General features: G+C 44.5%; 11 protein-coding genes and 1 pseudogene. 11 read left to right on the forward strand and 1 reads right to left on the reverse strand.

Annotation, left to right across the window (positions count from 1 at the left end):
• Nucleotides 1-23: 23 nt before the first annotated feature.
• The 7 genes from EYA81_RS05185 to EYA81_RS05215 all read left to right on the forward strand — a co-directional run bounded on the left by EYA81_RS05185 (nt 24) and on the right by EYA81_RS05215 (nt 13054).
• The gene (locus EYA81_RS05185; protein WP_131225432.1) at nt 24-2087 is read left to right on the forward strand and encodes an alpha-galactosidase; all 2064 of its coding nucleotides are present in this window, start codon (nt 24-26) and stop codon (nt 2085-2087) included.
• Nucleotides 2088-2100: 13 nt separating this feature from the next.
• On the forward strand, nt 2101-3393 hold the full coding sequence (locus tag EYA81_RS05190) for an acetylxylan esterase (protein ID WP_119961267.1): 1293 nt from the start codon (nt 2101-2103) through the stop codon (nt 3391-3393).
• Between the two features lie 14 nt (nt 3394-3407).
• Nucleotides 3408-5402, forward strand: a complete 1995-nt coding sequence (locus tag EYA81_RS05195; protein WP_131225433.1) for a glycoside hydrolase family 97 protein — start codon at nt 3408-3410, stop codon at nt 5400-5402.
• Between the two features lie 39 nt (nt 5403-5441).
• Nucleotides 5442-7238, forward strand: coding sequence for a glycoside hydrolase family 2 protein (locus EYA81_RS05200; protein ID WP_131225434.1), 1797 nt, complete (start codon nt 5442-5444; stop codon nt 7236-7238).
• Nucleotides 7235-9955 (forward strand): sugar-binding domain-containing protein, encoded by a 2721-nt coding sequence (locus EYA81_RS05205; RefSeq protein ID WP_131225435.1) that lies wholly within the window; start codon nt 7235-7237, stop codon nt 9953-9955. The genes EYA81_RS05200 and EYA81_RS05205 overlap by 4 nt, the downstream gene beginning before the upstream one ends.
• 11 nt (nt 9956-9966) lie before the next feature.
• Nucleotides 9967-10737, forward strand: a complete 771-nt coding sequence (locus EYA81_RS05210) for a hypothetical protein (protein ID WP_131225436.1) — start codon at nt 9967-9969, stop codon at nt 10735-10737.
• 106 nt (nt 10738-10843) lie between these two features.
• Entirely contained in the window at nt 10844-13054 is a 2211-nt protein-coding gene (locus EYA81_RS05215; protein WP_119961203.1) for a glycoside hydrolase family 3 N-terminal domain-containing protein, read from the forward strand.
• 70 nt (nt 13055-13124) lie between these two features.
• On the opposite strand, the gene EYA81_RS05220 is transcribed toward EYA81_RS05215, so the two are convergent.
• Entirely contained in the window at nt 13125-13673 is a 549-nt protein-coding gene (locus tag EYA81_RS05220; protein WP_119961204.1) for an RNA polymerase sigma-70 factor, read from the reverse strand.
• A 153-nt stretch (nt 13674-13826) separates the two neighbouring features.
• Between EYA81_RS05220 and EYA81_RS05225 the strand changes: the two genes are divergently transcribed.
• The 4 genes and pseudogenes from EYA81_RS05225 to EYA81_RS19475 form a co-directional block, all read left to right on the forward strand.
• The gene (locus EYA81_RS05225; RefSeq protein WP_119961268.1) at nt 13827-14846 is read left to right on the forward strand and encodes a FecR family protein; all 1020 of its coding nucleotides are present in this window, start codon (nt 13827-13829) and stop codon (nt 14844-14846) included.
• Nucleotides 14847-14947: 101 nt separating this feature from the next.
• Nucleotides 14948-18187: a TonB-dependent receptor gene (locus tag EYA81_RS05230; RefSeq protein ID WP_119961205.1), complete on the forward strand. Its 3240-nt coding sequence runs from the start codon at nt 14948-14950 to the stop codon at nt 18185-18187.
• A 21-nt stretch (nt 18188-18208) separates the two neighbouring features.
• Complete coding sequence (locus EYA81_RS05235) at nt 18209-19825, forward strand: RagB/SusD family nutrient uptake outer membrane protein (RefSeq protein ID WP_119961206.1); 1617 nt, start codon at nt 18209-18211, stop codon at nt 19823-19825.
• Nucleotides 19826-19949: 124 nt separating this feature from the next.
• Nucleotides 19950-21059, forward strand: a pseudogene (locus tag EYA81_RS19475) (glycoside hydrolase family 105 protein); the annotation flags it as partial.
• Nucleotides 21060-22405 lie beyond the last annotated feature (1346 nt).

Consider the following 22405-nt stretch of genomic DNA (forward strand, 5'->3'; position numbering starts at 1 on the left):
AGTATTAATAAAACACGCATATCATGAAAAATATTCTAACATTATTATTTGTCCTTTTCGGAGGATATTCGTTACACGCACAAGATACTTGTTACGGCCGTCTGAAAAATGACACTTTAACCATCGGAAACAGCTTGGTCGAACGCACCTTTTTGTGGAACGGGGGAAATATCATAACTTACCGCCTGACCGACAAGAGTAATGGAAAATCATGGAAGAACCACAGCCTTACTCCAGATTTCAGAGTAACGAAAAATTTGCCGCAACCATCAAACGGTTCACTCAAAGTAGTTCCCGTAAAAGAGACTAAAATATTTCCCGCTTATCTGAAAGTAGAAGTTTCTTTCAGCCTGGAGAAGCTAGATATAAAACGGGTATATCGTATTTATGATGATTGTCCAGCCATAGCCTGCGACACCTATTTAAGAGGAACAGTAAACAGTATTTTCGGAGGCAGAGAAGTTAGTGCAGCCGACCGGAAGAATATTGAATTCGCCGAAGACATGAAATCTAAAGAAGTAACCGCTGTACTAGACCAGTTCCATTTCCAAGGACAACATTGGCACGCTCGCAGCGTGGAATTTTCCGATGTGACCGACTGGCACAACAACCTGGTTTTCGAGAAAGAGATTATTTCCTATCGCAAACTGGGATATCGCGGCAATCTGCTGTTTGCCTTTAATGGCGAGGACAACTGTGGCATCTTCTTTTTAAAAGAGGCTCCCTGCTCTTCGGTACAATTAGCCTATCAAGGAAAGGATTTTCTGACTGATTTCGGGAAGTTTACAGTAACCGGCCTGGGCATTACCGAGAAAGAGGTGACTCCCGACCGTTGGACCCAAACATACGGATGTGTATTGGGAATATACGGAGAAGGTGAACTGAGCCGCCTACAAGCGCTTCGTTCATATCAGAAGAATATACGTACTTACCGGGCCGACCGCGACGAGATGATTATGATGAACACCTGGGGAGACCGTAGCCAGGACTCAAAAGTAAACGAATCCTTCTGTTTGAAAGAACTGGAACGCGCCGCCCGTCTGGGAATCACCCATTTCCAGATTGATGATGGCTGGCAAATAGGTAAAAGCCCTAATTCAGCTGTAGCCCGCGGTTCATTCAAGAACATTTGGGACAATAAAGACTACTGGAAACCCGACCCGCAAAAGTATCCACGTGGTTTGCATCCCATCGTAAAACGTGGCAAGGAATTAGGTATTGAAATCGGTCTTTGGTTCAATCCCAGCATACAAAATGATTTTGCCGATTGGCAGAAAGATGCGCAAGCACTCATCAGCCTTTATCGCGAATACGGCATCAAAGTATTCAAGATAGACGGGCTCACCATTCCCAGTAAAGAAGCCGAAACAAACCTGCACCGCTTATTCAACAAAGTGCTGGAAGAGACGGACGAGGAAGTGATTTTCAACCTTGATGCAACAGCCAGCCGCCGCGGAGGCTACCACATGTTCAATGAATATGGAAATATCTTTCTGGAAAACCGTTATACCGACTGGCAGAACTACTATCCTTACTGGACTTTGCGTAACCTCTGGATGCTTTCCAAATATGTTCCGGCAGAAAAGCTGCAAATAGAGTTCCTGAACAAATGGAGAAATACGGATAAATATAAAGGGGAAGTCTTCGCTCCGGAAAACTATTCATTTGAATATCTGTTTGCTACGACTTTAGCAGGACAGCCGCTTGCCTGGATGGAAGGTACCAATCTACCCGAGGAAGCATTTACATTACGAGAACATACAGAAGCCTACAAGAAATTTCAGCATGACATGCATTCCGGCACTATCCTACCCATAGGAGATGAACCGTCGGGACGCTCTTGGACCGGCTTCCAGTCTCTAAAGAAAGATAGAGGATACTTGATTGTGTACCGTGAAAATCATCCAGAAGGGACTACAGAAGTCGAAACCTGGCTGCCAGAAGGTGTCACAGTAAGATGTATCCCATTGATGGGACACGGCAAAGCGATGACAGCAGTAACCGGAAAGAAAGGAAGGCTGGAAATCTCTCTGCCATCAATCAATGACTATGTTGTCTACAAGTATGAGATTAAAAACAAACGCTAAAATAAAGACTGACATGAAAATCACAAGGAGTATACTCTTAATCGCCTTCTTGATGCTGTTTTACCGAGCCTTCGGACAACCTGCCGAACGGCTGATTCGGATACAGATCACTCCCAATCATACAGACTGGCTATATAAGCCAGGCGAAAAAATAGAATTCAGCATTACGGTACTGAAAAACAACGTACCAATTCCTGACACAGAAATTCGGTACCAGATTTCAGAAGATATGATGAAGCCTCACAAAGAAGGCATATTGCAAGCTGAAAAAGGGACAGCTACGGTGGAAGCCCAAACAATGGAAAAACCTGGCTTTCTCCGTTGCCAAGCCTTTGTTAAATATGGAGGACGCGAATACCAAGGGATAGTAACCGTTGGAATCGATCCAGAAAAATTAAAACCTATCACATCATTGCCCGAAGACTTTCTAAATTTCTGGGAAACAGCAAAGCTCCAGGCTCAAAAGACACCAATGGATGTACAAATGACTCTTGTACCCGAACGTTGTACAGAGAAAGTGAATGTATTCCATGTGAATATACAGAATTATGAATCCCATACACGCTTATACGGCATGCTGGCTATGCCTAAAGCAAAAGGTCGATATCCCGCAGTTTTAAAGCTACCAGGTGCAGGAATACGTTCTTATGCCGGAGATGTGGAACATGCTGCCAATGGCTGGATTGTTTTCGAAATAGGAATACACGGTATTCCGGTCAACATGTCAGGACCGGTATATACCAATCTCTATATGGGAGCATTAAAAGGGTACCACACGTTCAATCTGGATAATCGGGATAAATACTATTATAAACGTGTATATCTAGGCTGTGTACGTGCCATTGACTTTATTTATTCCCTACCACAATTCGATGGGAGCAATTTGATAACATTCGGCAGTAGCCAAGGAGGAGGATTGTCCATCGTGACAGCTGGACTTGATTCACGTGTCAAAGGACTGGTAGCCTTTTACCCTGCTCTTTGTGACATGGTCGGCTATATACATAACCGTGCCGGAGGATGGCCACACATGTTTAACAAGCAAGAAAATCAGACTGCAGAAAAGGCAAATACAGCACGTTATTATGACGCAGTTAATTTTGCACGCCAAATAAAAGTTCCCGGATTCTACTCATTCGGATATAATGATATGGTCTGTCCACCCACTACTACCTATTCTGCCTACAATGTAATTCAAGCACCCAAACAAATATTAGTATCCGAAGAAACGGCTCATTATGCCTACCCAGAACAATGGGTAGCCGCATGGAAATGGGTCGCTGATTTCTTTCAACAAAACAAATAAAAACTATAAGAATCATGAGAATACTTTTTTTTATTACAACACTGCTTTTCATCATCCCGAACATGTTCGGACAAAAGGAATATCGTCTGAACTCACCGGACGGCAAGTTGGAGGTTACCTTATATATAGGTGACCGGATCACTTACGAGCTGACGGAAGAAGGGCATACATTGGTAGCCCCCTCTCCCTTATCAGTACATCTGGATAATGGGACAGTCTGGGGTAACGGCTCCCATCTTAAGAGAGTCAGTCATCGCCAGGCAAATGAGGTGATTCCCTCTCCTTTCTACAAGCGCAGTGAAGTAAAGGATGTCTATAATGAAATGACGTTAAGTTTCCGGGAACATTTCAACCTCATTTTCAGAATGTACAATGAAGGAATGGCATACCGGTTCGCAGCGACCGGAAACAGACCGTTCAAAGTTACAAACGAAGAAGCCGCCTTCAACTTCAACAAGGACTACAAATCGATTGTCCCTTATGTAAAAGATGGCGATAAACAACCGATAGAGGCCCAGTTCTCCAACTCTTTTGAAAACACCTATACACATATAGAGCTATCCGGACTGAACCCCCAAAGACTGATGTTTACCCCCGTAGTAATAGAGCAGGAAAACGGCCGTAAACTTTGTATTGCCGAATCCGACGTGGAGAGCTATCCGGGCATGTTCCTCATCAACAGGAACGGGGGAACAGCACTCACTTCCGCTTTTGCCGCCGTCCCCAAAACAAAAAAACAAGGCGGGCATAACCAACTGCAAATATTGGTCACAGAGCGTGAAAACTACATTGCTTCCTGCCAGCCGAAAGCCAAACTACCCTGGCGCATCATTGTTGTGGCAAGAAATGACAAGGAGCTGGCAGATAACGATATGGTTTATAAGCTGGCTGCTCCATCACGCATGAAAGACATCTCATGGATACGTCCGGGCAAAGTGGCCTGGGAATGGTGGAACCATTGGGGAATCAAAGGCGTGGATTTCGAAGCTGGAATAAACAATGAAACATACATGCACTATATCGACTTCGCCTCCCGGCATGGCATCGAGTATGTGATTCTAGATGAAGGCTGGGCTGTCAACCTCGAGGCTGACCTCTTTCAGGTTGTACCGGAAATAGATTTAAAGAAACTCACGTCCTATGCCAGGCAAAAGAATGTAGGACTCATCCTTTGGGCAGGCTACCATGCCTTTGCCCGCGACATGGAACATGTATGCAGGCACTATTCCGAAATGGGCATCAAGGGATTCAAGATTGACTTTATGGACAGGGATGACCAGAAAATGGTAGACTTCCACTACCGGGCTGCCGAAATTGCCGCTAAATATAAGTTGATGGTAGACTTTCACGGCACGTACAAACCTACCGGGCTGAACCGCACTTATCCCAATGTCATCAACTATGAAGCCGTTCACGGGCTGGAACAGATGAAGTGGAGTGACATCCATACCGACCAGGTAACCTACGATGTCACCATGCCATTCATCCGTATGCTGGCCGGACCGGTGGACTATACACAAGGCGCCATGCACAATGCCAACAAACGGTGTTACCACTCCTCAATGGATACCCCAATGAGCCAGGGAACCCGTTGCCGCCAATTAGCTGAATATGTAGTATTTGAATCACCATTGAACATGTTGTGCGACAGTCCCACCAATTACGACCGTGAAGAAGAATGCACGGAATTCATCGCTACCATCCCTACCGTTTGGGAACAAACAGTAGCCATGAACGGAGAAATTGGAAAATACATTACAATGGCGCGCAGGAAAGGAGATGTCTGGTATGTCGGCTCCCTGACCAATTGGGATGCACGTACTCTGACACTGGACCTTTCTTTCCTCGGTACAGGCAGATGGAAAGCGGAAATGTTTCATGACGGAGTGAATGCCAACCGCCTGGCTTCCGACTACCAAAAGACCGTCACAGACATTCCTGCATCCCGTAAACTGACCGTCAAAATGGCACAAGGAGGCGGATGCGCATTGAAAATATACAAAGAATAATTCATAGGCTTTTTAAACGTTAACTGATACATACGATTTATGAAAATTAAAAGACTAATGATTACTTGTTTGCTCGCAGTGTCTGTACTGGGAGGCAAGTCACAAGCACAAGACTTATTGTCCAATGTTTACGGACGCGACTACCGGCTACTGAATGGGAAGTGGGGAGCCATTGTAGACCTTTATGACCAAGGGGAAAGGATGCAGGTGTACAAAAACAGAAAACCTCAAGACAACAAGCAATTTTATGAATACTCTTTCGACGGAGGTTTGGTCCTGAATGTACCTGCCGATTTCAATTCACAAATGCCCGAATTGAAATTTTATGAAGGGACTGTATGGTACGGACGCTCTTTCGATACCCCAAAGACTGACGGCAAACGTTTGTTTCTCTATTTCGGTGCGGTAAGTTACCGTAGCAAAATATATCTGAACGGGGAAAAAATAGCCAGCCATGAAGGTGGATTCACTCCCTTCCAGGTGGAAATCACAGATAAGGTAAAGCAAAAGGACAACTTCCTGGTGGTGAAAGTCAACAATACCCGCACCACGGATGCCATCCCTGCCATGTCCTTTGACTGGTGGAATTACGGCGGCATCACACGCGATGTAATGTTGGTAAGCGTTCCACAAAGCTACATCAAAGACCATTTCATCCAGTTGGACAAGGTACAATCCAACCTGATTCGTGCCAAAGTAACCTTATCCGAAGCAAAGCCTGGCATCAACGTGCAAGTCGCCATCCCCGAATTGGGCATCAGACAGAACATGACTACCGATGCCAACGGAATTGCCCAGGCCACTATCAAAACCAAAAAACTGCAACGTTGGTCACCGGATGCTCCAAAGCTGTATGATGTAACCATCACTTCGGAAAGTGACCGGCTCAACGAGCAAATTGGTTTCCGTAACCTTTATGTAAAAGGCGAAGATATCTATCTGAACGACCGGCCCATCTTCCTGCGCAGTATCAGCTTCCACGAGGAAATTCCGCAACGCCGCGGGCGTGCCTTCTCAGAAGCGGACGCAACAATGCTGTTATCCGAAGCCAAAGAGCTGGGTGCCAACATGATTCGTCTGGCACATTATCCACAAAATGAATATACTGTCCGCCTGGCAGAAAGAATGGGATTCCTTTTATGGGAAGAGATACCTATCTGGCAAGGGATTGACTTCAAGAATACCGCTACCCGTGAGAAAGCAGGCAGAATGATTAAAGAGATGGTGATGCGCGACAAAAACCGTTGTTCCGTTACCTTTTGGGGGATTGCCAATGAAACAGCCACTTCCGCCCCGCGCAATGAATTTCTGAAACACATGAAACAATGTTGCCTGGACATCGACTCAACCCGTCTGATTACGGCTGCCTTCGATTTGGTACGCTTCAACCGCGAAAGCCGGAACTTTGAGATGAATGACTCCATTATCAACATCCTGGACATGGTAGCCATCAACAAATATATGGGATGGTATCATGACTGGCCACTGGCTCCGGACCAGGCTGTCTGGAATGTAGCTCCCGGCAAACCTCTTTTCATTTCCGAGTTCGGAGGCGAAGCGCTCTATGGCAAACATGGCGACGCGGAAGTCAAGAGTTCTTGGAGTGAGGATTATCAGGCACAACTCTACAAGGACAATCTGGAAATGTTCAAGCATATCCCCAACCTGCGCGGAACATCGCCGTGGATTCTTTTTGATTTCCGTTCTCCCTTCCGTTTCCATCCACACCAGGGAGGGGAATGGAACCGTAAAGGACTGGTTTCCGACCAGGGACAACGCAAAAAAGCATGGTACATCATGCGTGATTACTATAACCAAAAGAAAACAGAACAATGAAACACAAAATAAAACACTACATGGCTGCCCTCCTCCTGACCTCTATGGTCTGGAGCGGGCATGCCCAAGAAAAGAATGAAATGGACTTGTCCGGTGAATGGGCATTCCAGACAGATGTCATGGACTTCCGGAGAGGTTCACTGGACGTACGTTACTGCCATCGCCTGCAGGAAAGCATCGTTCTGCCGGGAATTACAGATGACTATAAAATAGGCTACAAATCTCCTTACCGCCACCTGGATAGGCTGACCCGTGTCTACGAATATATGGGCCCCGCATGGTACCAGCGGGAAATAGAGATTCCTGCGGCATGGAAAGGCAAACGCATTTTCCTCTATTTTGAACGTACACACTGGCTCAGTTCGGTATATGTAGGCAAAGAAGAAGTGAGTAAAATAGACTACATCAGTATTCCCCACAACCACGAACTGACCCAATGGCTACATCCAGGCAAAAAAGAACTGATAACTTTCTGCATAGACAACCGCTACCAGTACGATACCCATAAATGGGACCATGCCCACTCCGAATTTACCCAAATAAACTGGAACGGAGTATTGGGCGAAATTAAACTGGTAGCTGTAGACCCGGTCTATGTAGATGACATGCAGGTCTATCCGGACATCAAGAACAAAAGCATCAAAGTCAAAATGACTGTCCGCAACTGTACAGAACATACCGCCAGCGGCAAAATATCCTTCCACGTGACAGGAAAGGACTATAGACTACAAAAGGAAGTACCGGTAACAGTGACCGATTCCATTACTTATATCGAGGAAGAAATGTTTTTGGGCAAGGATATCCATTTGTGGAATGAGTTCCATCCCAATCTTTATACGTTGGACTGTAAGCTGACTTCCAGTGTAGAGGGCCAATCCTATGCGCATGAGAAAAGCACAACTTTCGGTATGCGCGAAGTAGAGGCCGGTGAGGACCATATCATCCTTAATGGCGAACCCATACACCTGCGCGGTACCGTTGAAAACGCAGTGTTCCCCAAGACCGGCTATGCTCCTGTGGACGATGCCTCTTGGGAACGTGTACTCCGTATCCTGAAAGAATATGGTATGAACCATATGCGCTTCCACTCCTGGTGTCCTCCTGCCGCTGCGTTCCGTATGGCAGACAAGCTGGGTGTCTATCTGGAGGTGGAAATGCCGATGTGGGGTAAAGATGCCCAACCCGATGAGAAGCGCTGGAATTTCTTCCGTCGCGAGCTGCGGGGTATTTTGAAAGAATATGGGAATCACCCTTCCTTCATTCTCTACTGTAACGGAAACGAAATTACCGGCGATTTCAGTTTCATAGAAGAGCTTACCGCCACGGCTCGCCAGTTGGATAACCGCCGTCTATACAGCGGTTCCACAGCCCGCACACGTGTCAAATCAGACCAGTTCTACATTACCCATCAGACTACCAAAGGACACATGGCCATCTACGAAGGACGTCCTTATACAAACTGGGACAAAAACAAGGAACTGGGAGTAGGCCTGCCCATCATCTCGCATGAATCCGGACAGCGGTGCATCTATCCCAATTTCGAGGAAATAAAGAACTTCACCGGCCCCGTACAAGCGCGTAATTTCGAGATATTCCGTGAACTGCTGGACAAAAACCACATGCTCGACCAAGCACATGACTTCTTCCGTGCTTCTGGAGCCTTGACCGCCATAGAGTACAAGGATGTCATAGAAGCCCAGTTGCGCACTTATCTGAAAGGCGGTTTCCAATTACTGTCTCTGAATGATTTTACCGGACAAGGATATGCACCGGTAGGCATTCTCGATCCTTTCTGGAATACCAAAGGGCTCATCACACCGGAAAAGTGGCGCGAGTTCTGTGCACCGACTGTTGCGTTGCTCCGTTTCGACAAACGCGCACTTTACAATGATGAAGTATTTGAAGGAAAAGCGGAAATATACAATTATGGACCTGCCCTATTGAAAAACGCAAAAATCAATTGGAGTATCACCGACAGCAACGGTAAAACCCTTAAGAGCGGAAAACTGAAAACACAAACTGTCGGAAAGAACGGGGTATTTCCACTTGGCAGTTTCAGTTATGCATTGGACAATATCACTGAACCACAGAAGCTGACGGTCCATCTTTCTGTTGCACACGTAAAAAACAGCTGGGATATCTGGGTATATCCCCGTCATAGCAACTTAATGCAGTCCACTAGTGAAGTGCTCTACACCACAGTATTCGATGAAAAAGCAAAACAACACCTTGCCGATGGCAAGAAAGTGGTACTCTGCCCCAAACCTTCCAAAGTAAAAGGTCGTAAATCCGTGTTTCACAATCACTTCTGGAATCCGATAATGTTCAAATGGCCTCCTATGACCATTGGCTGTCTGATTCATGACGACCAGCCTGTATTCGAGCATTTCATAACTTCCTACCATACTGACTGGCAGTGGTGGGACATTCTGGAAAATGCCAAGGTTATTGAGATGAAGGATGCTCCGGCAGCACTGCGGCCTTTCATACAAGTAATAGACCATTACGACAATAATGAAAAGCTCGGTATTGGTTTCGAAGCAAAAGTGAAGAAAGGCAGTCTACTGGTACTGGCCGTAGATACCCAGAAAAACATCAACGAACGTCCTGCCACCCAGCAATTGCTGGAAAGCATTGACCGCTACGTAAAGAGTGACAAATTCGCTCCGCAAATTACCGTTGACGAGTCCTACATTGAATCATTCTTAAAGAAATAAATAAAGGAAATATGATGAAATTATTCTTGCTTTGGGCTCTTTTGTTGCTGCCGGTCGGACCGGCAGCAGCACAAGAGATAAAAATGTCACAAACAGCTCCATTGGAACAAGTTTATGGAGAAACAGTAGAAGATGATGCCTTACTGCCCATGAATGAACTGGATATGGATTTTGGCTATGCCCTTTATGAGACAACCGTTGATGTGGAAGAGGAGAATCCCACACTAACTATTGAAAACGTACGGGATTATGCTGCGGTCTATGCAGACGGCAAACTGCAAGGATACTTAAAAGATAGCAGTAAAAGCCTGAAAACCAATCTACCGATAGGCATACACAAACTTAGTATCTATACTGAAAATATCGGACGTATTACCTATGGTCCTGAAATTCTGGACAATTCAAAAGGTATCTACGGCAGCATAACATTGGGAAAGACAGATTTAGAAGGCTGGAAGATGACCCCATTGGAAATTAAGGAATGCGATGTGGCCGGAATAACTTTCAAAGAAGGTACCTCCTCCATCCCTTGCTTCCGTAAAGGTTGTGTCACAGTAAGCAACCCGGCACAAGAGACCTTTCTTGACGTATCCGGCTGGGGAATGGGAGAAGTCTGGATAAACGGGCAATACTTGGGTGCCTACTGGGAAGAAAATGCAGAAAAGACCCTGGAGATACCTACCGGTGCTCTGATAGCAGGTAATAATGAAATAGTGGTATTTGAACTAAAAAATAACGAACAAGCTTCCATGACACTAACCGATAAGCCTATTTTCAAATAAGCTCTTGCATGTACTTGTTTATATTCCTTAAAAAAACGACCTTTATGTAGGAGCAGATTCCGAAAAACGTGTCTTATTTAATGAGAATAGCATAATTATATATATCATGAAGAAACTAACATTTATCAGTTGCCTCCTTTTAAGTGGTTGCCTGGCCGGAGCAATGGCTGCAAACAAAAAGCAACCCATCTACAAAGATGCCAAAGCTCCCATTGAGGAGCGTGTGAATGACCTGGTCAGCAGAATGACACTGGAAGAAAAGGTACAACAACTCAACCAGTACACTTTGGGGCGGAATAACAACGAGAACAATCGTGGTGAGGAAGTAAAAAAAATTCCTGCCACACTAGGCTCCCTCATTTATTTTGATGAAGATGCCAATCTGCGTAACGAGGCTCAGAGAAAAGCAATGGAAGAATCACGTCTGGGTATCCCCATCCTTTTCGGATACGACGTCATCCACGGGTTCCGTACCATTTATCCCATCTCTTTGGGACAAGCATGTTCTTGGAATCCCCAATTGGTAGAACAAGCATGTGCCGTTGCCGCCCAGGAAGCACGCATGTCCGGGGTAGACTGGACTTTTTCCCCTATGATTGACGTGGCAAGAGACGGACGCTGGGGACGTGTTGCAGAGGGCTATGGCGAAGACCCTTATACCAATGCTGTATTCGGTGTCGCATCTATCAAAGGATACCAAGGTGAAGACATGTCCGACAGCAAGCGAGTAGCCGCCTGCCTTAAACATTATATCGGATACGGCGCTTCTGAAGCAGGACGTGACTATGTTTATACGGAAATCTCCAATCAGACTCTGTGGGACACCTATATTCCTCCCTATGAAGCTGGCGTAAAAGCCGGTGCCGCTACTTTAATGAGTTCATTCAATGACATCAGCGGTACTCCCGGAAGCGCCAACCATTACACGATGACAGAAATTCTGAAGAACCGTTGGAAACACGACGGCTTTGTTGTTTCAGACTGGTCTGCAGTACCGCAACTTATTGACCAGGGCCATGCTGCCGACCGCAAAGAAGCTGCCCGTCTAGCTTTCAACGCCGGCCTGGAAATGGACATGATGGGGCATTGCTATGACAGGCATATGGCAAAGCTGGTGGAAGAAGGTAAAATAAGCATGCAACTGGTGGACGATGCAGTGAAACGCGTGCTCCGTATCAAATTCCGCCTTGGACTTTTTGACAATCCCTACACCCCGACATCTACAGAAAAAGAGCGCTTCCTCCTTCCACAAAGCCTGGCTATTGCAGAGAAACTGGCAGAGGAGACCATTGTTCTACTGAAGAATGAAAACAAGGTACTCCCTCTGGTAAATGGAAACAAGCCAACTATCGCCGTCATGGGGCCTCTGGTACAAAACAGTGCCGAGCTCCTGGGGTCATGGTATGGACATGGACATGCAGAAGATGTCCTCCCCATCAAAAAGGCGCTGGATGCAGAATTTGCAGGCAAGGCCAAACTGATTTATACCGAGGGTTGTGGTTTCGACGGTAACGACACTTCCAAATTCAGTGAGGCACTGGCTGTAGCCCAGAAAGCAGATGTCATTCTACTCTGCATGGGTGAAAAGAAAAAGTGGAGTGGCGAAAACGCATCGCGTTCCATCATAGAACTGCCTACCATTCAAGAGGAATTCATTGCTGAAATGAAGAAAGCAAGCAAACCGATTGTTCTGGTACTGGCTAACGGACGTCCTTTGGGACTCTCTAAGGTGGAACCTCTCTGTGACGCCATCGTTGAAATGTGGCAACCGGGAGTACCTGGCGGTAAACCATTGGCAGGTGTCTTGTCCGGCCGGGTAAATCCTTCGGGCAAGCTTTCCATTACTTTTCCACGTTCCACCGGACAGATTCCAATCTATTACAATCAGCGCAAAACGGCCCGTCCACAAAGTGGCAAATATCAAGACATCCCCTCTTCCCCACTGTATGAATTCGGATACGGCTTGAGTTATACCACCTTTAATTATGGTAATATCAACTTGCCCAAAGAAACCATCAGACGCGGTGAAAAGTTGGTAATGGAAATCCCAGTCACCAATGTAGGCAAACGTGACGGTGCAGAAGTGGTGCATTGGTTTATCTCAGACCCATTTAGCACGATTACCCGTCCATGCAAAGAGTTGAAGCACTTCGAAAAGCAACTAATTAAAGCAGGTGAAACACATATATTCCGCTTTGAAATAGACCCGATACGTGATCTTGGTTTTGTAAATGCCAATGGTGAACATTTCCTTGAAAATGGAGAATATTATGTAATAGTGAAAGACCAGAAAGTAAAATTCACGGTTATAGATTAATCTTCTTTTTATATTGTAGGCCATCCTCCTTTCATCATTCTAAAAGACAGATGGCCTGCAATTTCTATTTTTAGAACAAATAAGTATACTGTTCTCCTAAAAATTTCTTGATATGCTTCAAGGCTTTGGTTATTTGGGCCTCCACCGTCTTGACAGAAATACCCATTTCCCCGGCAATTTCTTGATTAGTCTTCCCTTCTTCCCTACTTTTGCGATAAACCTGCCCACATTTGTTCGGAAGGGAACAAACAGCTTCTTCAATCAATCGATTAAGTTCTTCCATCTCCACCGAAGTATCAGCCGCAAGAGCATATCCATATTCTTCTCCTCCCTCGATGGGAACCGTATCCTTTTCATCGCGTAAAGCATTCAGGCAACGATTGCGTGCAGACTGGAAAAGATAAGCCTTGAATGAGATTTTAAGAGTCAAGTCGGCCCTACCCTCCCATAAATTCATAAAAATGGAAAGGGCCAGTTCTTCTATCTCCTGCTTGTCTCTCAGATAAAGGGACATGAAGCGGCAGAGTGAAACAAAATAAGTATCGAAAAGGTGCTTGAAAGCCTTCTCGTCATCTTGTTTGATTAACTGTAACAATAGGATATCATCTTCTGCAGGCATATCGAAGTTATATTAGATAAGGGCTTCTTGAGCGGCAAAGATACTAATATTATTCGTTCCTCGAAATTTATTAAAAAAATAATTGGAATTGGAATAAGGGTTAAACTCAAGTGATGTGTCATATAAGTGAAGGCCTATAAAAACATCATGATCATGAAAAAAAGTGTTCCTTGGAATTTAATCATTCCTAAGTTGAAACAGGAAATTTCCGCAGACGAAGAGCGGCAATTGGAGACTTGGTTACGCAGCAGTAACAACGAAGCGTTATTCAAGGAATTACAACTGTTATGGGAAAAAATTCAGGCAAATGTAGAAAACTATACGCCCAATACCGAATATTATTGGAATGAACTTGTCAACCGTATGCACGCCAGCGAGCCTAAGCAGACTGAAAAACCTGCAAAGAAACGCTTCGAGCTGAAACGGATATACCGCTACGCAGTAGCAGCATGTATAGCTGTTGCCATCGGTTGCTCATTCTACATAGGATTCCTTAACGGACAGCTTGAAGCCATGCCGCAGTTATACTCTAATTTGTCGGGTAAGTCTAAGGTTCTCCTTCCTGACGGAAGCGAAGTATGGATGCATACAGAGACCTCTTTGCAATACGAATCACAAATGAATAAGGATGAGCGTATCGTAAATGTAACTGGTGAAGCTTACTTCGATGTAGCACACGATGCTGACAAACCTTTTATCGTGCAGACAGAAGGTATGCGTATCGTAGTTCACGGAACCAAATTCAATGTCGATGCATTCCCCGGTTCGGAAAATACAGTAGTGAGTTTGGTAGAAGGGTCCGTCTCTTTGGAAACCGAGACAGAGAACCGTTTCCTCAAACCAGGCGAAACAGCTACTTTTAATCGGAAAACCCTGACACTTAAGGTAGAAAAAGATGATGTACATTTTGCCTCTTCGTGGGCAAATACACAACTCGTATTCAGAAACCGTTCATTGGGAGACATTTGCAAATTGCTTTCTAAATGGTATCGGGTAAAGATAGACGTGGATCCTACATTATCCAATAAATATTTCTATACGTTTACGTTGCGTAGCGAACCGCTGGACGAAATACTCCGTATCATGTCACGCATCCAACCTATGAAATATACCTTTAACGAAGAGAATGAATTGACAATTTCGTTTGCAGACACAAAACAAAAAGTAAAATGAAACAGTAACAAAAAACTTATGCCAAACAAATGAGAAATGCACGTTATTTAATAATTAACGAAAAGTAAACACCTACATTAATCTTTAAATTTAAGACAATTATGGATATAAGAAAACAACTCATCATTCTTATACTAGTACTTCTATGTGCCCCAGTTTCTGCACAAAAGAAAGAGAAACTGATCACACTGAAGTTCACAAACATCCCATTATCAGAGGCTATGCCAAAAGTGGAAAAGCAAAGCGGATACACTTTCTTCTATGAATCGCAGCAAATAGACATCAAACAGAAAGTCAGCCTAAATGTTAAGAATGCAACTATTAATAAGACAATAGCAGCCTTATTGAAAGGGACCAATGTTAAATTTGAAATCGACGCAACACACATTATTTTATATACCGGAAAGAATAACAAGGCAATATCCGGGCAACCACAGAACATCTCTGGTACAGTAATTGACGAAAGTGGTGAACCAATTATCGGAGCAAATGTCATGGTGGAAGGAACCAATACTGGTGTCATCACAGATCTTGACGGAAAATACACGATCAACGCACCGGCAGGGAGTAATCTCAAAATTTCCTATATCGGTTATGTGACACAGACTGTAAAAGCTGGTAGAAACAGTACCGTAAAGTTAGTGGAAGACAGTAAAACACTGGCAGAAGTCGTGGTAATCGGCTATGGTACACAACGTAAGTCCGACCTGACTGGAGGTCTGGTATCAGTAGACCAGAAGAAGCTGAACATGATAAATAGCAGTAACTTGATGGACCGTCTCGCAGGACAAATCCCGGGCTTAAGCGTAACTACTGGTGATGCGAAACCGGGAGCAGACCAAACCCTCCGTGTACGTGGTGAAAACTCATTAAGTGCCGACAATGCACCGCTCATCGTATTGGACGGTATTCCTTACAATGGTTCTTTGAGTGATATTGACCCAAACATCATCGAAAGCCTTAGTGTCTTAAAAGATGCTTCCGCAGCAGCTATCTACGGCTCACGCGGTTCCAATGGTGTTATCTTGATTCAATCAAAGAAAGGCAAGAAAGGTGCACCCCAAGTTACATACAAAGGGCAGTTCAGAATGTCGCAACCCCAACAGACTATTGATGTGATGACTCCAGACGAATACATCACATTTAAACAAGACATTGCACGCCTGAAAGATGGATGGAGTGGTGACCAATTGGCTCCTGAGAATATTCTGAGTGCCAGTGAACTTATAAATTACAAGAAAGACGTTACAAACGACTGGCAGAACTATATTTTCCGCAATGCATTTACCATGGAACATCAGGTAGGCATTTCCGGAGGTACTGAAAGTACCACTTACATGGGGGCAGTTTCCTATCTGGATCAAGAAGGTGTAGTCTATAACTCTGCCATGAAACGTTACAATATTAATTTGAATGTCACACAAGTATTAAACAAATGGCTGACTATCGGTATACAGACCCAATTTATTCAAAGAGATGGCGGTGGTATAACCCCGAATATTGAACATGCTGTAAAACAGAGTCCTTATGGTATCTACAAAGATGAAAACGGCAAGTATTATGAAGAACCTATGGATCAATCCTTGATTATTAACCCGATGGCCAATGTCAATGCTGACCAAGATCAAACAAGACGTAATTTTTTCATCAACACCTATGCTGACATTCTGTTGCCGGTAAAAGGTCTTTCAGCCCGTACAACCTTTGGTTACAACTACCGTAGCGACTTTACCGGCACATACTATGGCCGTGACACCAAAGACGGTAGAACAGCCAGCGGAAAAGCTAGCATCAATAATGAGCACTACTGGGATTACACTTGGGAAAACTTGCTCAAGTATAATCGTGAATTTGGCAAGCACCGTTTCGACGCTACAGGTTTGTTCAGTGTACAACAGACTCAGAAGAAAACTTCCAATTCAAGTGCCGAAAGTTTTGTAAACGATGACTCCAGCTATCATAATATCAATGCAGGTGAGAAAAATAAGACTGTAAAGTCCAGTTTATCAGAAACCTCCATGTTATCTTATATGCTTCGTCTGAATTATTCATATGCCGGAAAATATATGCTGACCCTAACCGGACGTTCCGATGGTTATTCTGCCTTCGGTGCAAACAATAAGTATGCATTCTTCCCGTCAGTGGCTACTGCATGGAACATTGCTTCCGAAAGCTTTATGGAAAATACCCAAAACTGGTTGGACCAACTGAAGCTCCGCGTATCTTATGGTTCCAACGGTAACCAAGCCATCAGCCCCTATCAGACGCTGGACCGTCTACATCTCACAAACTATATCTGGGGTGACGGTGGAGCAGGTGTCAATGGTGCTTATCTAGCCAATGACGGCATTGGAAATCCGAATCTGAAATGGGAAACAACCCGAACATTCAACGTCGGCATTGACTATTCATTCTTTAACGGCCGCATCAACGGTAACATTGAAATGTATGTCGCCAACACAAAAGACTTGCTGATGAAGCGTACTGTTCCTATCATGAACGGTTATAAAACTATTTGGGATAATGTGGGTAAAACACGTAACAAAGGTGTTGAATTCACTTTAAACACTGTCAACATACGCAATAAGAATTTCGAATGGAGCACCGGAATCATCTTCTCACTAAACCGTGACAAGATTGTAGACCTGCGTGGTGACAAAAAAGATGATATCACCAATAAGTGGTTCATCGGCAAACCTTTGCGAGTTTACTACGACTATGACGTTGACGGTATCTGGCAGGAAGGTGACAAATTCACCTATACTACAGCAGACGGTACCGAAAAAGAAATCCAAAAAGGTGCCAAGCCAGGCTCTGCCAAAGTGAAAGATGCAGACGGAAACGGTTACATTGATTCCAACGATAAAGTCATCATCGGTTCAAAGAATCCAAGCTTCCTGATGTCTATGAGCAATACTCTAACCTACAAAAATTTCTATCTGTCATTTTTACTGAACGGAACATTCAAGGTTACACGTGAGCTGAATGAAGCCAATATCGGAAGTTGGAGTTACAATTTATACAACTATCTGCATAATGCCGATTACTGGACGCCGGAACATACCAATGCCAAATATGCTTCTCCGGTATATAACAACTTCGACGGACACAGCTATTACAAAGACTTTACATACATCCAAATAAAAAATATCACTTTAGGATACAATTTTGAAAAGAATTTAGTAAAGAAATTGGGGCTGAGTGGTTTGGGAGTCAATATCAGCGTGGAAAATCCTTATACATTCTGTGATATACGCAGCGTATTGAACTATGACAACAGTTGGTTTGCCTCTTACCCGACTGCACGTTCCTACGTACTTGGACTGAACTTATCATTCTAAACTTACTTAAATATATATACAATGAAAAATTATATATCAAAAGCAACTCTAGCTCTGTTAGTAGCTCTGTCTGCTACCGGTTGCTCTGACTTTCTGGATGAGAAACTGAAAAGTGAACTGGCCCCGGATAACACATATACAAGTTCCTATGGTTTCGAGGTAGGTTCCACCGGACTTTATGCCCAAGCACGTTCTGAATATAACACTTGGGGTGAAAACGGAGCCTTCATGCATAATGCCGCTTGCCCTTACGAAGCATTACAAATTGCCACTGACCTTGCTACCATGGGTACCAAAGACGGTTCTATCCAACCGTTCGGTTATTTGACATTAACTCCCAATACCGGTATTGTAGGCTCCTACTGGAATTGGGCCTACAGTCTGATTGCAGGAGCCAATGAGATGTTGAAATACTCTGAAATAAACACGAACTGGGATAATAGCACAGACAAGGCGCTCTATCAAGCAGAATCACGTTTTTTCCGTGCTTATGCATACCGTACGTTGGTTTATCTGTATGGAGACGTTCCTTATGTGGACAAGATTCAAGATCAGTTCAGAATTGATTTTACCCGTACACCGAAGGAAGAGGTTATTGCCCACATGGTAGAAGACCTTCAGTTTGCTGTCGAGAACCTGCCTACCGACCCTGATGCCGTAAAAGTTGGCAAGCTGACCAAATGGGCGGCAGAACACTTGTTAAGTGAGGTTTACTTAATGCAAGGTGATTATGCAAAGGCTGAAACAGCTGCAGAAAATGTCATCAACAGCGGATATTTCCACTTGATGGAGGATCGCTTCGGTGAAAAGGCAAAAGCAAACGGCGATGTGTTCTCCGACCTATTTGTTGAAAACAACCAAAATCGCACATCCGGCAATATGGAAAGCATTTGGGTCATGCAGTTTGAATATAACACTACTGGTGGCGGTACAAATTCCGATGATTGGACACGCCGCGCCTGGGAACCCAAATACTTCGAGATTACCGGTTTTGTTTTGGCAGACTCACTGGGTGGCCGTGGCTTGTCCCAGTTGGTACCAATGAAATGGTGGATTGGCGAAGATACCGGTTTCTTTGATGAAAATGATATCCGTAATTCCGAATACAACATTAAACGTAACTGGTATTACAACAACGAGAACATGCCCGACCTTTATGGTAAAAAGGCTACGATTACAGACGAAACATGGTTTACTACCTTCCGTCTTTATCCGGCTCTGACAAAATTCTTCTATGGCCGTTCCGAGAACCTTTCTTTGACCGGTTCCTACCGTGACCGTATGAAGTTCCGTTTGTCCGAAACTTATCTCTTACTCTGCGAGGCTAGGTTGGGTTTGAAGGATATTTCAGGTGCCCGCGAAGCAATCAATGTAGTACGCCGTCGCGCACATGCTCCTGAGATTACAGACAGTGAAATGACCATGGACTTCTTGCTGGACGAACGTATCCGCGAGTTGGTAGGTGAAGAATCACGCCGCTTTACCTTATGCCGTACCGGCAAATTATTGGAGCGTACCCGCAAATACAATACAGAATCGGGTCCCGTTATGCGTGATTACCATACATTATGGCCGATTCCTCAGAGCATAATCGATTCAAATACGGGAGCAGAATTCCCGCAAAACGAAGGATATTAACAGCACAAAGACAAAATAAAACACGAATAAAGGTAAAAAGATAGTTTTCAAGATTCTCATAAAGGGAATTGTCCGCGTCCGTTGAGAACAAAGGCAATTCCCTTAATTTTATCAACAAACAATCATGAAGATACACAGACAATTAACAGCAACAGCCTTTCTGTTTATCAGTATGGCAATCATGGCACAAGTGCCATTCAGCAAAAAGGAAGTAAAAGAGAAAATGAAGCAAGTGGCGGACTGGCAAATTTCCAATCCTAACACTGCCCACGAACACCACGACCTGGACTGGACCAATGGAGCACTTTATGTAGGTATGGCAGATTGGGCAAAACTGGCAGAAGAGGAGTACAATGACAGCACCTACTATCAATGGCTCTATAAAATAGGAAGACGGAACTGCTGGCAACCCCATCAGCGATTGTACCATGCAGACGATATAACCGTTTCCCAATCATTCATTGATTTATACCGTAAATATAAAAAAGAGGAAATACTAGCTCCTACCCTGGCACGTACGGAATGGATCGTCAACCATCCATCCAACGGTACATTCAAACTGGAGTACGGTGACAACAAAACCCTGGAACGCTGGACCTGGTGTGACGCCTTGTTCATGGCCCCCCCGGTTTATGCCAAGCTATACCGCGAAACCAACAACCGGAAATACCTCCAATTCATGGACAATGAATACCGGGCTACCTACGAATATCTATTCGATAAGGAAGAGAACCTTTTCTACCGAGACTGGCATTATTTCGGCAAAAAAGAAGCCAATGGCAGAAAGGTGTTCTGGGGACGTGGAAATGCCTGGGTACTGGCCGGATTGGCAGAAGTATTGCAGGAGTTGCCCAAAGGCTTGATGGAACGCGCTTATTACGAAGAACTGTTTGTCCGGTTATGTACCCGTATTGCCGGATTGCAGAACGAAGACGGTTATTGGCATGCCAGCCTTTTGGACCCGGCTTCCTACCCTTCTCCCGAAACCAGTTCTACCGGTTTCTTTGTATATGCACTGGCATATGGTGTGAATGCAGGTATCTTGGACGAAGATGACTTTATGCCAGTCATTATAAAAGGATGGAAAGCGTTGACTAATGCTGTAGATGCAAACGGCAAACTTGGCTGGGTACAACCGATCGGTGCCGATCCTCGTAAAGTCACCCGTGACATGACAGAAGTTTACGGTGTCGGCGCTTTTCTTGCAGCAGGATGCCAGATTTACAAGATGGCTGTAGATACGGAAGCCGATTACATAAAAATCTGGCCGGACAAGAAAACCATGCAGGGAAATCCTTTGAGTGGCTGGGTAATCTATGCAAACGAGAATGTAAGCGATGACTTCTGGAAGAAATACGACCATATCTATGTACCGGAAAAAGGAACGACCGTGAAGATTTCCGATTATGCTCGTACACTCTATATCCGTACTCATTGGAGTACATTCAATCCTGCCGAAGGAGTCTACGGATGGGACACGGATGAAAAGTTGAAAAAAGTAATTCAAGGTGCACTCGACAGAGGCATGCGTCTTTCTTTCCGCGTGATAGTCGATAGTCGTGACAGAAAGAACGAAGCTACTCCGGCTTATGTATTCGATGCAGGAGCCAAATACTATACTGATAACGGGAAACGTTCTCCCTATCCCGATGACCCTATCTTTCAGGAGAAATATGCAAAATTCATAGAAGCGTTTGCCCAGAAGTACAATAATCCCGACTTGGTAGAATTTATAGATGGCTACGGCCTTGGCAAGTGGGGCGAGGCACACACCATGAAGTACATCGACCCTAAAAACCGTGAAACTGTATTCAACTGGATCATTGACCTGTATCTCAAGAATTTCACGAAGGTGCCTTTAGTCATCAACTACCACCGTTGGATGGGTGCAGGTAAAGACTGGGCCGGTGAAGAGAATTTTGATCCCGACAGCAAACGTCTGTTGGACAGTGCTTGTGAGAAAGGTTTTTCTTTACGCCATGATGCTTTCGGAATGAGAGAGTATTACGGCCAGTGGGAACGGAATTATGTAAAGCCTTGGATTATGAAGCGTCCGGTATTGCTGGAAGGTGGCTGGATTGTAAGCAAACACCCTTACCACAATGACCCGAGCGGTTACAAAACAGCCAAAGAAGTTCGTATAGGAGAATTTGAAGACGGCCAGGAAGCTCATGTCAATATGATGGATTTCCGTGTAGGAGACGAAACCATGAGTTGGTTCCGTGATGCCTATCCTCTGGTTGAGCGTTTCATCTCCGAAGGAGGTTATCGTTTGTATCCCGATTCCATTGTGGTTCCCAAAGAGATAAAGAACGGGACAAGAATAAGAATAGCACATCGTTGGAACAATTTAGGCTGGGGATACTGTCCTACCAATATACCACAATGGAATCAGAAATACAAAGTAGCCTTTGCCTTATTGAATCAAGACAATCAGATAGCCTACTCCTATCTGGACAGCAATACCGATTTGTCGGTCTGGATTAAAGACCATCCCACTTCTTATGAGTTTACTCCTAAAATCAAGGGAGTCAAGAAAGGCAACTATACTTGGGCAGTGGCTTTGGTAGATACGACCAA

The organism is Bacteroides sp. A1C1, from assembly GCF_004328515.1.
Lineage (GTDB): Bacteria > Bacteroidota > Bacteroidia > Bacteroidales > Bacteroidaceae > Bacteroides > Bacteroides uniformis.

Coding starts and splice junctions, on each gene's coding strand:
- EYA81_RS05210 (WP_131225436.1), top strand. CDS start 9,967: ATGATGAAATTATTCTTGCTTTGGGCTCTTTTGTTGCTGCCGGTCGGA.
- EYA81_RS05190 (WP_119961267.1), top strand. CDS start 2,101: ATGAAAATCACAAGGAGTATACTCTTAATCGCCTTCTTGATGCTGTTT.
- EYA81_RS05200 (WP_131225434.1), top strand. CDS start 5,442: ATGAAAATTAAAAGACTAATGATTACTTGTTTGCTCGCAGTGTCTGTA.
- EYA81_RS05220 (WP_119961204.1), bottom strand. CDS start 13,673: ATGCCTGCAGAAGATGATATCCTATTGTTACAGTTAATCAAACAAGAT.
- EYA81_RS05185 (WP_131225432.1), top strand. CDS start 24: ATGAAAAATATTCTAACATTATTATTTGTCCTTTTCGGAGGATATTCG.
- EYA81_RS05205 (WP_131225435.1), top strand. CDS start 7,235: ATGAAACACAAAATAAAACACTACATGGCTGCCCTCCTCCTGACCTCT.
- EYA81_RS05230 (WP_119961205.1), top strand. CDS start 14,948: ATGGATATAAGAAAACAACTCATCATTCTTATACTAGTACTTCTATGT.
- EYA81_RS05215 (WP_119961203.1), top strand. CDS start 10,844: ATGAAGAAACTAACATTTATCAGTTGCCTCCTTTTAAGTGGTTGCCTG.
- EYA81_RS05195 (WP_131225433.1), top strand. CDS start 3,408: ATGAGAATACTTTTTTTTATTACAACACTGCTTTTCATCATCCCGAAC.
- EYA81_RS05225 (WP_119961268.1), top strand. CDS start 13,827: ATGAAAAAAAGTGTTCCTTGGAATTTAATCATTCCTAAGTTGAAACAG.
- EYA81_RS05235 (WP_119961206.1), top strand. CDS start 18,209: ATGAAAAATTATATATCAAAAGCAACTCTAGCTCTGTTAGTAGCTCTG.